At 54.9% G+C, this 12,309-nt stretch carries 10 protein-coding genes; 5 read left to right on the top strand and 5 right to left on the bottom strand.

What is annotated here, in order from left to right; all coding sequences use genetic code 11:
* Window positions 1-37 precede the first annotated feature (37 nt).
* The 3 genes from glnS (at window position 38) to AB8W27_RS14285 (ending at window position 6,256) form a co-directional block, all read left to right on the top strand.
* The gene (gene glnS / locus AB8W27_RS14295; RefSeq protein ID WP_015740534.1) at window positions 38-1,705 is read left to right on the top strand and encodes a glutamine--tRNA ligase; all 1,668 of its coding nucleotides are present in this window, start codon (window positions 38-40) and stop codon (window positions 1,703-1,705) included.
* A 445-nt stretch (window positions 1,706-2,150) separates the two neighbouring features.
* The gene (gene chiP, locus AB8W27_RS14290; protein WP_015740536.1) at window positions 2,151-3,548 is read left to right on the top strand and encodes a chitoporin; all 1,398 of its coding nucleotides are present in this window, start codon (window positions 2,151-2,153) and stop codon (window positions 3,546-3,548) included.
* A gap of 56 nt (window positions 3,549-3,604) precedes the next feature.
* Entirely contained in the window at window positions 3,605-6,256 is a 2,652-nt protein-coding gene (locus AB8W27_RS14285) for a beta-N-acetylhexosaminidase (RefSeq protein WP_041923330.1), read from the top strand.
* A gap of 59 nt (window positions 6,257-6,315) precedes the next feature.
* Here AB8W27_RS14285 and AB8W27_RS14280 read toward each other — a convergent pair whose 3' ends face one another.
* The 5 genes from AB8W27_RS14280 to ybfF all read right to left on the bottom strand — a co-directional run bounded on the left by AB8W27_RS14280 (window position 6,316) and on the right by ybfF (window position 9,860).
* Complete coding sequence (locus AB8W27_RS14280) at window positions 6,316-6,927, bottom strand: helix-turn-helix domain-containing protein (protein ID WP_015740538.1); 612 nt, start codon at window positions 6,925-6,927, stop codon at window positions 6,316-6,318.
* A 321-nt stretch (window positions 6,928-7,248) separates the two neighbouring features.
* A complete protein-coding gene (fur, locus tag AB8W27_RS14275) occupies window positions 7,249-7,701 on the bottom strand; it encodes a ferric iron uptake transcriptional regulator (RefSeq protein ID WP_004387176.1) in 453 nt (150 codons plus the stop codon).
* Between the two features lie 289 nt (window positions 7,702-7,990).
* Window positions 7,991-8,521 carry a flavodoxin FldA gene (gene fldA / locus AB8W27_RS14270; protein ID WP_015740539.1) on the bottom strand — a complete coding sequence of 177 codons (531 nt, stop codon included), beginning with the start codon at window positions 8,519-8,521 and terminating at the stop codon, window positions 7,991-7,993.
* A 161-nt stretch (window positions 8,522-8,682) separates the two neighbouring features.
* On the bottom strand, window positions 8,683-8,964 hold the full coding sequence (gene ybfE / locus AB8W27_RS14265) for a LexA regulated protein (RefSeq protein ID WP_004387174.1): 282 nt from the start codon (window positions 8,962-8,964) through the stop codon (window positions 8,683-8,685).
* A gap of 128 nt (window positions 8,965-9,092) precedes the next feature.
* Window positions 9,093-9,860, bottom strand: coding sequence for an esterase (ybfF, locus tag AB8W27_RS14260; RefSeq protein ID WP_041923331.1), 768 nt, complete (start codon window positions 9,858-9,860; stop codon window positions 9,093-9,095).
* Between the two features lie 183 nt (window positions 9,861-10,043).
* Between ybfF and seqA the strand changes: the two genes are divergently transcribed.
* Both seqA and pgm read left to right on the top strand, forming a co-directional pair.
* Complete coding sequence (gene seqA, locus AB8W27_RS14255; protein WP_015740541.1) at window positions 10,044-10,595, top strand: replication initiation negative regulator SeqA; 552 nt, start codon at window positions 10,044-10,046, stop codon at window positions 10,593-10,595.
* Window positions 10,596-10,619: 24 nt separating this feature from the next.
* Window positions 10,620-12,260, top strand: a complete 1,641-nt coding sequence (gene pgm, locus AB8W27_RS14250; protein ID WP_015740542.1) for a phosphoglucomutase (alpha-D-glucose-1,6-bisphosphate-dependent) — start codon at window positions 10,620-10,622, stop codon at window positions 12,258-12,260.
* Window positions 12,261-12,309: the final 49 nt, after the last annotated feature.

Raw genomic sequence — 12,309 nt, 5'->3', positions numbered from 1 at the left:
CGCCGTTAAACGATGTTGACGCTTTGAGGAATATGCGATGAGTGAGGCAGAAGCCCGCCCGACTAACTTTATTCGCCAGATTATTGATGAAGATCTGGCGTCTGGAAAACACACCACGATTTGCACCCGCTTTCCGCCGGAGCCGAATGGCTATCTGCACATCGGCCACGCGAAATCGATCTGCCTGAATTTCGGCATCGCGCAGGATTACCAGGGCCAGTGCAACCTTCGCTTTGACGATACCAACCCGGTGAAAGAAGATCTGGAATTTGTCGAGTCGATTAAAAACGACGTGCAATGGCTGGGTTTCCACTGGTCTGGCGACGTGCGCTACTCCTCAGACTATTTCGATCAGCTTTATAACTACGCCGTTGAGCTCATCAATAAAGGCCTGGCCTACGTTGACGAGCTGTCGCCGGAGCAGATCCGCGAATACCGCGGCACCCTGACCGCGCCTGGCAAAAACAGCCCGTTCCGCGATCGCAGCGTGGAAGAAAACCTGGCGCTGTTTGAGAAAATGCGTGCCGGTGGTTTTGAAGAAGGAAAAGCCTGCCTGCGCGCGAAAATCGATATGGCATCGCCGTTTATCGTCATGCGTGACCCGGTGCTGTACCGCATTAAATTCGCCGAGCATCACCAGACCGGCAACAAGTGGTGCATCTACCCGATGTACGACTTCACCCACTGCATCTCCGATGCGCTGGAAGGGATCACCCATTCGCTCTGTACGCTGGAGTTCCAGGACAACCGTCGTCTGTATGACTGGGTGCTGGATAACATCACCATTCCGGTACACCCGCGCCAGTACGAATTCTCGCGCCTGAATCTGGAATACGCGGTGATGTCCAAGCGTAAGCTGAACCTGCTGGTGACCGATAAACACGTCGAAGGCTGGGATGACCCGCGTATGCCGACGATTTCCGGCCTGCGCCGTCGCGGTTATACCGCCGCGTCCATCCGTGAATTCTGCAAACGTATCGGCGTGACCAAACAGGATAACACCGTGGAAATGGCCGCGCTGGAAGCCTGCATTCGTGAAGATCTTAACGAGAACGCGCCGCGCGCCATGGCGGTTATCGATCCGGTGAAACTGGTTATCGAAAACTATCCGCAGGGCCACAGCGAAATGGTGTCCATGCCTAACCATCCGAACAAACCGGAAATGGGCAACCGCGACGTGCCGTTCAGCGGTGAAATCTGGATCGATCGCGCAGACTTCCGCGAAGAAGCGAATAAGCAGTACAAGCGTCTGGTGCTCGGTAAAGAAGTCCGTCTGCGCAACGCGTATGTGATCAAAGCAGAGCGCGTAGAGAAAGATGATGCGGGTGAAATCACCACCATCTACTGCTCTTATGATGCTGAAACTCTTAGCAAAGATCCGGCTGACGGCCGCAAGGTGAAAGGCGTGATCCACTGGGTCAGCGCGGCGCATGCGATGCCGGTTGAGATCCGTCTCTATGATCGTCTGTTCAGCGTGCCGAACCCAGGCGCGGCGGAAGATTTCCTGGCGACCATCAATAAAGCATCGCTGGTGATTAAGCAGGGTTATGCTGAGCCGAGCCTGAAAAACGCCGAAGCGGGTAAAGCCTGGCAGTTCGAGCGCGAAGGTTATTTCTGCCTCGACAACCGCCATGCAAACGGTGACAAACTGGTCTTTAACCGCACCGTTGGCCTGCGCGATACCTGGGCCAAAACCGGCGAGTAACGACCCGCATGTAACACGACGCCGCTCATGAGCGGCGTTTTTTTTATCTTTTAAATCAGCCTGTTAACCTCATCAAAATATTCGCGACGCGAATTAATTCATACAGTTATTATCAAATCTGCGTCTGCTATAAAATCTTTCCTCGCTATTTTTCTCTTCTAAAAATAATGAAATCGCTTTCATTTTATATTTTTACCTAAAAAATATTCGTTTTATCGCATTTAAAACCAGTTAAATGAAAATGTTACAAAATGAAAAATATTTTGTGCGCTGTGTCATAAAGCCACGAAATTTCAGGGGATTAAGATTGATAATTCGCGTCGCGAAAAATAGTCTTGGGATGCTGATTTCGGGGGCACTCCGTCAGCGCTTTTAATTTTTGTTTTTTCATTCGCTGTACGCGCTTTGCGCGACGCGAATTTTTTACGTCAAAGAGGAATTTCACATGCGTTCGTTGAGATACAAACGTAGCGGCGTCGCGCTGGCTGTCGCCAGCGTCACGGCGCTGGGCGGCCTGTGCAGCCCGCCCGCCGTACACGCGGCAGGCTTTATTGATGACTCCACGTTAACCGGCGGCATCTATTACTGGCAGCGCGAGCGTGACCGCAAAGATGTCGTGGCAGACAAATATAAAACTAACCTGTCGCACGCCACCTGGAACGCGAATCTCGATTTCCAGTCAGGGTTCGCCGCCGATATGTTCGGGCTCGACCTCGCCGCGTTCACGGCCATTGAAATGGCGGAAAATGGCGATAGCGGCCACCCGAATGAAATCGCGTTCTCTTCCAGCAACAAAGCCTACGATGAAGACTGGTCCGGCGATAAAAGCGGCATCAGCCTCTATAAAGCGGCGGGAAAATTTAAATATGGCCCCGTCTGGGCGCGGGCAGGCTGGTTGCAACCGACAGGCCAGACGCTGCTGGCGCCGCACTGGAGCTTTATGCCCGGCACGTATCAGGGCGCCGAAGCCGGGGCGAATTTTGATTATGGCAAAACAGGCGCGCTGAGCTTTTCGTACATGTGGACCAACGAATACAAGTCGCCGTGGCATCTGGAGATGGATAAATTTTACCAGAACGACAGAACCACCCGCGTGGATTATCTCCACTCCATTGGCGCGAAATATGATTTTAAAAATTCGCTGGTGCTGGAAGCGGCTTTTGGTCAGGCCGAGGGCTATATCGACCAATATTTCGCGAAAGCAAGCTACAACTTCTCTCTTGCCGGCAACCCGCTCTCTACCAGTTATCAGTTTTACGGCGCGCGCGATAAAGCCAGCCATGGCAGTATCAATGATATCTACGACGGCACCGCCTGGCTTCAGGCGCTGACGTTTGGCTATAAAATTGGCGAGGTCGATCTGCGTCTGGAAGGCACCTGGGTGAGCGCCGAAGGGCAGCAGGGCTACTTTCTGCAGCGCATGACGCCCACTTACGCCTCCTCTAACGGTCGGCTGGATATCTGGTGGGACAACCGCTCCGATTTCAACGCCGATGACGAAAAAGCCGTGTTCTTCGGCGCGATGTATGACCTCAAAAACTGGAATCTGCCTGGTTTCGCGCTCGGCGCCTCGTATGTTTACGCCTGGGATGCGAAACCTTCCACGCTTCCGACCACCGACGGTTACTACGATCCCAACTATCGCCTGAAAGAATCCGCTTACAGTCTGGATGCGGTTTACACCCTGCAGGATGGCCGCGCCAAAGGCACGATGTTCAAACTGCATTTCACCCAGTACGACAACCATTCTGACATCCCGAGCTACGGCGGCGGCTACGGCAACATCTTCCAGGATGAACGCGACGTGAAATTTATCGTCACGGCGCCGTTCACGATTTTCTGATTGCGCAGGGGCGCGCGCAGGCGCCTTACATAAAGGGCAGTGAAAAGGACACGATGATGAAAAAATTACAGGTCAGTCTGTTAGCGGGTGCGGTAATGGGGCTTTTTTCCGGTACCGGCGCACAGGCGTCAACGGCAGAACACATCAGCCAGTTTGGGCTCAATTATGCGATTACCGACAATCAGGCCGCGCAGCACGGCACAGACTGCGCGGCGCTGGGCGCCGACTGGGCGTCATGCAATAAAGCGGTTATCACGCTCACCAATCCAGGCGATGCGGTAACGGAAAAAAACTGGACTATCTGGTTTCACAGCATTCGCCAGATCCTCAAAGTCGATAACGATCAGTTTAAAGTGACCCACGTGATGGGCGATCTCCACAAGCTTGAGCCGACGGACAAATTTACCGGCTTCCCGGCGAAAGCGTCGGTGGAGATCCCGATTATTAATGAGTACTGGCAACTGTTTATCACCGACGTATTGCCGCGCTGGTATGTCACGGCAGACGACGGCGCGCCGAAGGTTATCGCCAGTACCGATACCGAAACGTTAACTGACTTCGTCAGCCCGCTAAAAGATCAGTGGAAACGCACGGCGGATGATAAAAACATTCTGATGACCGCCGAAGCGCGATTCGACAAAAACAGTGACGTCAAAACCCTGAATGCAGAGCATCTGCGCGGGCAGATCGTGCCTACGCCGCGCCACGTTGAAGTACACGGACAAAACGTCTCACTCGATAAGGGCGTTCAGCTCTTTCTCTCCGCACTGGATAAACCCGCGCAGGAGGCGATTACCGCCCGTTTTGCGCTGCTCGGCGTGAAAACCGACGCGGGGTATCCGGTGCGGACAGCCATCGACAGCAAGGCGTTTACCGGCAAAGAGGCGGTGTCCGGCGCGTATCAGCTGCATATCGGGCCACAAGAGACGACGATTACCGGCTATGACCGCGCAGGCGTTTTTTATGGGCTGCAATCGCTGCTCTCGCTGATCCCGGCGGAGGGCGCCAGGCAGATAGCGACGCTGGACGCCCAGGACGCGCCGCGTTTTGACTATCGCGGCATTCACCTTGATGTGGGGCGCAACTTCCACACCAAAGCGGCCGTGCTGCGTCTGCTTGACCAGATGGCGGCCTATAAGCTCAATAAATTCCACTTCCATCTGAGCGATGACGAAGGCTGGCGTCTTGAAATACCGGGTTTGCCGGAACTGACTGACGTGGGCGCGAAGCGCTGCCACGATCTCAGCGAAAAAACCTGCCTGCTGCCGCAGCTCGGCTCCGGGCCGGACACCAACAATAACGGCAGCGGGTATTTCACGCGTGCGGATTATATTGAGATAGTGAAATATGCCGCTGCGCGCCAGATAGAAGTGGTCCCGGAAATCGATATGCCCGCGCACGCCCGCGCGGCGGTTGTCGCGATGGAAGCGCGTTACGACAAACTGGAAAAAGCGGGCAAAACCGAAGAGGCGAATCAATATCGTCTGCTCGATCCTGACGATACGTCGGTCACCACTGGCGTGCAGTACTACAACCGCACCGGCTACCTCAACCCATGCCTCGACTCGTCGCGCCGCTTCGTGGATAAAGTGATTGGCGAGATCCAGCAGATGCACAGAGAGGCCGGACAACCGCTCAGCACCTGGCATTTCGGCGGCGATGAGGCCAAAAATATCTACCTCGGGGCGGGCTATACGGACAAAGCGAAACCAGAGGCCGGAAAGGGGATTATCGACCAGAGCCGTCAGGACAAGCCCTGGGCGCGCTCGCCGGTATGCCAGAAAATGGTGCAGGACGGCGTAGTGACTGATGTCGACCATCTTTCCAGTTACTTTGGTATTGAAGTCAGTAAGCTCGTCAAAGCCCACGGCATCGACACCATGCAGGCGTGGCAGGATGGCCTAAAAGATGCGAAAGACGTCAGCGCGTTTGCTACCTCGCACGTCAACGTCAACTTCTGGGATACGCTCTACTGGGGCGGCTTTGATACGGTGAACGACTGGGCGAATAAAGGTTTTCGTGTCGTGGTCTCTAACCCGGACTACGTCTATCTCGATTTCCCGAACGAAGTGAATCCGGCGGAGAGCGGCTATTACTGGGGCACGCGCTTTAGCGACGAGCGCAAGATTTTCAGCTTCGCGCCAGATAACCTGCCGCAAAACGCAGAGACTTCCGTTGATCGCGATGGCAATGCATTCAGCGCCAAATCCGACAAGCCGTGGCCGGGCGCGTATGGCCTCTCGGCGCAGCTCTGGAGCGAAGTCGTGCGCACCGATAAGCAGATGGAGTACATGATGTACCCGCGTCTGCTGGCCGTCGCGGAGCGCGCCTGGCATCGCGCCGCCTGGGAGCAGGATTATCAGGCGGGTCGCGAATATAAAGGCGGCGAAACGCATCTGGTGGATGTGAAAGCGCTGCACGACGACTGGACGCGCTTTGCGAACCTGACCGGCAGCCGCGAACTGCCGAAGCTTGAAAAAGCGGGCGTGCAGTTCCGTTTACCGGTGCCCGGCGCGCGCGTTAAAGAGGGCGTGTTGCGGATGAACATCAGCCTGCCTGGCGTCGCAATGGAGTATTCCACCGACGGCGGCGCGCGCTGGCAGCGTTATGACGCCGCGAAGCCGCCACGCGTCGCAGGCGCGGTGCAGGTGCGAAGCGTCAGCAGCGACGGCAAACGTTACAGCCGTGTGGAGAATGTACAGCTGTAACCCGGCGTAATAAAAAGCCAGCCTCCGGGCTGGCTTTGTTGTGTGGGGCGCCGTGCGTGTTACAGCGTGTCCGGCAGATGATGAACCGCGACCAGCTTGCCTTTACTGATTTCAATATTTTTCGCGCTGCGTAATTGAGAAAGGGTTTTCATCACCATACTGCGGGAAAGATTAGTTTTTTTAACAATATAATCCGCCACGTTAATGCGGTTACGCATGAACTCATCCATCGCCGCCAGGCAATCGATATTCGCTTTAATCATACTGAAGCTGTTTCTACCGATCATGATTTCTTCGCGATAGCAAAGTATATTAATAATCCATGAGGACAAAATAAGCAGATGTAACTGGCAGTGATTTTTTTCAATTTCCTGCATGAAATAATCAAAAGGAATTAACTGATAATGACATTCAGAATCAGCCTGTAATTTTGCGAATTGGGATTTACCTAAATTCCTGGCGAGACCAAGAACGGAAGGCGCGCTGCTTTTTTCCAGCAGCAGCCGGTCGCTCTGGCGCATCAGAGAGAACTGACCACCGCGAATGATGCAGATCTCCCCGTCCCGCAGGGGAATGAGCGTATTTTTTTCTGCGCGAGACCAGTTACCGTAGCTATTGAAAATATCCGCGATACGGTAAATCTCAGCAAGCGGTTTAGGGGGTAAGACCATATTGGTTACCTTATATAAAATAGAATTAAATCGTTGCTGTATCTTAATGGATGCTTTTTTATTGCTGCAATAAGGGGCAGGGGAGATAAAAGGAAGAACAGGGGTAATCTTACGTCTAAACGATTGACCGGTAAAGATATTTATATTTTCTGAATTTCCATTTAATAAAATATAAGTAGCTTAATTAAGCATTGTGCGCTGTATTAAAACACCATAAATTTTATTTTTATCTAAAAAAATACATTTGTATTTTCAGGGGAAGGTTTTCAGAGAATAAAAAAGCCGACAGATGTCGGCCTGGGTTATGCAGCGTGGCGAACGTTATTTGCCGCCAGCCTCGTGCGCGTGTTCATTTTCGCGGCAGTCGCCATCCGCACAGTGCCCGTACAGATAGAGGCTGTGGTTGGTCAGGCGGATGCCATGACGCGTTGCGATTTCACGCTGACGAGCTTCAATGGAGTCATCGCTGAACTCGATCACTTTGCCGCAATCGAGGCAAATCAGATGATCGTGATGATGCTGTTGCGTCAGCTCGAAAACGGATTTTCCGCCTTCGAAATTGTGACGGGTGACGATGCCGGCATCGTCGAACTGGTTAAGTACGCGATAGACCGTGGCAAGGCCAATCTCTTCACCCATGTCAATCAGACGCTTATAGAGGTCTTCCGCACTGACATGATGATTGACCGGTTCCTGCAGCACTTCGAGGATTTTTAATCGAGGAAGCGTGACTTTCAGGCCGGCCTTCTTTAATGCGGTATTGTTGTCAGTCATGCGGAATCTGTCCTGTTGCTTAACGACTCGCTCCGGAAGGAAGCGATACATCGGATACGCCGAAGATGAATGCGTCTCATTATAGAACTGACATGCCTAAATGAAAACCGCAAGCGTCCGGCAAAAAAGAGCTTAAAAATCGTGGACCAGCCAGCGTTTTTCACGTGGAGGGCCTGATAATTAAGGAAGCCATTGTACAGCTTAGCGAGGGAAAGTTAAAAATTTGTAGCAATTATTTTCATTGCTTTTATCTATCAAACGGCGCGGACATCCGCCCGCGCCATGTATCTCAGGCGTTGATGATTTCCTGCAGATGCAGTTCTTCAGAAACCTGTTTGACCCATTTTTCAACGCGTTCTGCGGTCAGCTCAGGCTGGCGGTCTTCGTCAATCGCCAGACCGACGAAGTGATCGTCGTCCGCCAGACCTTTGGAGGCTTCAAAGTGATAGCCTTCGGTCGGCCAGTGACCAACGATGGTCGCGCCGCGCGGCTCGATAATGTCGCGAATGGTGCCCAGCGCGTCGCAGAAGTATTCAGCGTAATCTTCCTGGTCGCCGCAGCCGAAGAGCGCGACAAGCTTGCCGTTGAAATCTATTTCTTCCAGCGTCGGGAAAAAATCGTCCCAGTCGCACTGCGCTTCGCCGTAATACCAGGTCGGAATGCCAAGCAGAAGAATATCGAATGCTTCCAGATCTTCTTTGCTGCTTTTAGCAATGTCATGCACTTCAGCAACGTCTTTCCCGAGCTGTTTCTGGATAATTTTTGCGATATTTTCGGTATTGCCGGTGTCGCTGCCGAAAAAGATGCCTACGATTGCCATAAGAAGAATAACCTCTTGAATCTAAATGTGATGGTGCTGGCATAACGCCCACAGATAGGGCAATCATAGCAGAACAAAAGAGGGTGCGGAAACGGTATCAGGCGCCGGGTGCACTCTCTGCTACATTGCCCCGTCCTTTTGGGTAAAAATCAGACCAGACCTTACTCCTGCAAGGCTTTCAGCTGAGCGAGCAGCATCGCTTCTATCAGCTCGCTACGGCTGATATTGCGCGCCTGCGCGAGATGGTTCAGCGCGTCTACCGCGTCGGCGTTCAGCTTCAGCTCGACGCGCTTAAGCCCGCGAACTTTGTCACGCTTAAGCTGGTTGCGCTTATTGATGCGCAGCTGTTCGTCGCGCGACAGCGGGTTGGTTTTCGGTCTGCCCGGACGGCGTTCATCCGCGAAGAGATCGAGCGTTGTGCGGTCCGTTTGTTCTTTTGCCATGGTATGAGTATAGACAGGGGAAACAGGCTGCCGTGGCGGAGCCCGGCGGTATTTCAGCGCGCCATCATACATGAGGCAGCGAAGCGCGCCAACGCATCCGGCGCAGGACGGCGCCGGTCGGTCTGTTTTTAATCAGTTTCCAGAAAACGACGGATTGCGCGAAGCACCGCCTGCGGTTTTTCGGCATGCACCCAGTGGCCTGCGCCCGCAATCACATGCGCGCGGGCCTGCGGGAACTGCGCGAGCAACGCTTCGCGGTGCGCTTCTTCCACGTAAGGCGACGCGCCGCCGCGGATAAACAGCGCCGGGCCGTGCCAGGCAGGCACCGTCTCCCAGCCGACGATACGCGCATACTGACGCCACAGCACCGGCACGTTAAAGCGCCATTCGCCCTCGACAAACGATTTCAGCAGAAACTGCACCACGCCTTCTTCGCTAATGTGCTGGCGCATAACTTCCGCCGCCTGCTGGCGCGACGTGGCGCCCGCGTCGCTCACCGCGTTCACCGCGTTAAAAATCTCATCGTGACGGCGCACCTGATAATCCACCGGCGCGATATCAATCGCCACCAGCTTTTCTATGCGATCCGGCGCAAGCGCGGTCACCGCCATCGCCGCTTTGCCGCCCATCGAATGGCCGATAAGAATCACCTTTTCCAGCCCCAGCGCGTCGAGAGTTTCGAGAATATCCTGCGCCATCGCCGGGTAATCCATCGTCTCGCTGCGCCCGGAAAGCCCGTGGTTGCGCAAATCTACCTGTACAACGTCATGATCTTCCACCAGCTCGCGCGCCAGCACGCCCAGGTTATCCAGGCTGCCAAACAGCCCGTGAATGAACACAATCGGTGTATTTTGAGTCGGTTGTTGCGCAGATTGCGTGCGGGTATTTAATTTCATGGCAAAGTTCTTTTTTGGCGACTGACAGGTTAGGTTATCATGTTGACCATTCTGCCGCCCGGCTGCAAGGTTCCAGTTAATTCCGACTTTTGCGGCCTTCCTGGTTTGACGCTATCCGCTGTTGGGTTTTAACTCTATAATCCCAACGACTTGTATTCAGAAAAGATATCGCACTGGATTAAGATGAAAACGATTGAAGTTGATGACGAGCTGTATCGCTACATTGCCAGCCACACCCTGCATATTGGCGAAAGCGCGTCCGACATTTTACGGCGCATGTTGAAATTTTCCGCCTCCTCGCAGTTAGCCGCTACTCCAGCCAAAGCAGAGACTTCCGCCATCGTCGCGCCCGCCGCTGAGCCTGAAAAACCGGTAAACCCGGCCCGCGATCGCGTGCGCGCCATGCGTGAGTTACTGCTGTCGGATGAATACGCCGAACAAAAACGCGCGGTCAATCGTTTTATGCTGGTGCTGTCTACACTCTATTCACTGGATGCAAACGCGTTTGCCGAAGCGACCGAGTCATTACATGGCCGTACCCGCGTCTATTTCGCCGGTGATGAGCAAACGCTGCTGCAAAGTGGCAACCAGACGAAGCCCCGCCACGTGCCGGGCACCCCGTACTGGGTGATCACGAATACGAATACAGGCCGCAAATGCAGCATGATCGAACACATCATGCAGACCATGCAGTTCCCGGCGGAATTGATTGAGAAGGTTTGCGGCACCATTTAACTCTTGCGTCAGAAGGACCAGGCCATGGCAGTCGATAACCGTGCGGGACAGCCTGCACAACAGAGTGATTTAATCAACGTCGCCCAGCTGACCGCGCAGTACTACGTGCTGAAGCCGGAAGCGGGTAATGCGGAACACGCGGTGAAGTTCGGTACCTCGGGCCACCGCGGCAGCGCCGCGCGCCATAGCTTTAACGAGCCGCACATTCTGGCTATCGCGCAGGCGATCGCCGAAGACCGTGCGAAAAACGGCATCACCGGGCCGTGCTATGTCGGCAAAGATACGCACGCGCTCTCTGAGCCCGCGTTTATCTCCGTGCTGGAAGTGCTGGCCGCCAACGGCGTCGATATCATCGTGCAGGAGAATAACGGTTATACGCCGACGCCTGCGGTCTCTAATGCGATCCTTGAGCACAACAAACGCGGCGGCGCGCAGGCGGACGGCATTGTCATCACGCCATCGCACAACCCGCCGGACGACGGTGGCATCAAATACAACCCGCCTAACGGCGGCCCGGCGGACACCAACGTCACCAAAGTGGTCGAAAACCGCGCCAACGCGCTGCTGGCGGACGGCCTGAAAGGGGTAAAACGCCTCTCTCTGGACGACGCCTGGGCCAGCGGCCGCATTCAGGAAAAAGACCTGGTGCAGCCGTTTATCGAAGGGCTGGCGGACATCGTCGACATGGCTGCTATCCAGAAAGCGGGCCTGAAGCTCGGCGTTGACCCGCTCGGCGGCTCCGGTATCGAATACTGGAAGCGCATCGCGGAGCACTACAAGCTTGATCTCACCCTCGTCAACGATCAGGTGGATCAGACCTTCCGCTTTATGCATCTCGATAAAGACGGCGCGATCCGCATGGACTGCTCCTCGGAATCGGCGATGGCCGGTCTGCTGGCGCTGCGCGATAAGTTCGATCTGGCGTTCGCCAACGACCCGGACTACGACCGCCACGGTATCGTCACGCCTGCGGGCCTGATGAACCCGAACCACTATCTGGCGGTGGCGATCAACTACCTGTTCCAGCATCGTCCGCAATGGGGCCAGGACGTGGCCGTCGGCAAAACGCTGGTTTCCTCCGCGATGATTGACCGCGTGGTGGATGCGCTGGGCCGTAAGCTGGTGGAAGTGCCGGTCGGCTTTAAATGGTTCGTTGACGGTCTCTACGACGGCAGCTTCGGCTTCGGCGGCGAAGAGAGCGCGGGCGCGTCCTTCCTGCGCTTTGACGGCACGCCGTGGTCTACCGACAAAGACGGCATCATCATGTGCCTGCTGGCGGCGGAAATCACGGCTGTGACCGGTAAAAACCCGCAGCAGCACTATGACGAGCTGGCCGCGCGTTTCGGCGCGCCGAGCTACAACCGTCTCCAGGCTTCCGCGACCTCCGCGCAGAAAGCGGCGCTCTCTAAGCTCTCTCCGGAAATGGTCAGCGCCAGCACGCTGGCGGGCGACCCGATCACCGCGCGTCTGACGGCCGCACCGGGCAATGGCGCTGCCATCGGCGGCCTGAAAGTGATGACCGAGAACGGTTGGTTCGCGGCGCGTCCTTCCGGCACCGAAGACGCGTACAAAATCTACTGCGAGAGCTTCCTCGGTGAAGAACACCGCAAGCAGATTGAGAAAGAAGCGGTGGAAATCGTCAGCGAAGTGCTGAAAAACGCATAAGTGCACTCCTGAACGGGAGGCACAAAAAACGGCAACCTTCGGGTTGCCG

This window comes from Cronobacter turicensis (genome assembly GCF_041222865.1).
Classification (GTDB): Bacteria; Pseudomonadota; Gammaproteobacteria; order Enterobacterales; family Enterobacteriaceae; genus Cronobacter; species Cronobacter turicensis.
Note: the sequence above shows the minus strand (reverse complement) of the source record. Positions and strands in the feature narration are given on the sequence as shown.

What these genes read in the sequence shown, in the direction of transcription:
- glnS (WP_015740534.1), top strand. Translation starts at nt 38, where the DNA reads ATGAGTGAGGCAGAAGCCCGCCCGACTAACTTTATTCGCCAGATTATT.
- chiP (WP_015740536.1), top strand. Translation starts at nt 2,151, where the DNA reads ATGCGTTCGTTGAGATACAAACGTAGCGGCGTCGCGCTGGCTGTCGCC.
- AB8W27_RS14285 (WP_041923330.1), top strand. Translation starts at nt 3,605, where the DNA reads ATGAAAAAATTACAGGTCAGTCTGTTAGCGGGTGCGGTAATGGGGCTT.
- AB8W27_RS14280 (WP_015740538.1), bottom strand. Translation starts at nt 6,927, where the DNA reads ATGGTCTTACCCCCTAAACCGCTTGCTGAGATTTACCGTATCGCGGAT.
- fur (WP_004387176.1), bottom strand. Translation starts at nt 7,701, where the DNA reads ATGACTGACAACAATACCGCATTAAAGAAGGCCGGCCTGAAAGTCACG.
- fldA (WP_015740539.1), bottom strand. Translation starts at nt 8,521, where the DNA reads ATGGCAATCGTAGGCATCTTTTTCGGCAGCGACACCGGCAATACCGAA.
- ybfE (WP_004387174.1), bottom strand. Translation starts at nt 8,964, where the DNA reads ATGGCAAAAGAACAAACGGACCGCACAACGCTCGATCTCTTCGCGGAT.
- ybfF (WP_041923331.1), bottom strand. Translation starts at nt 9,860, where the DNA reads ATGAAATTAAATACCCGCACGCAATCTGCGCAACAACCGACTCAAAAT.
- seqA (WP_015740541.1), top strand. Translation starts at nt 10,044, where the DNA reads ATGAAAACGATTGAAGTTGATGACGAGCTGTATCGCTACATTGCCAGC.
- pgm (WP_015740542.1), top strand. Translation starts at nt 10,620, where the DNA reads ATGGCAGTCGATAACCGTGCGGGACAGCCTGCACAACAGAGTGATTTA.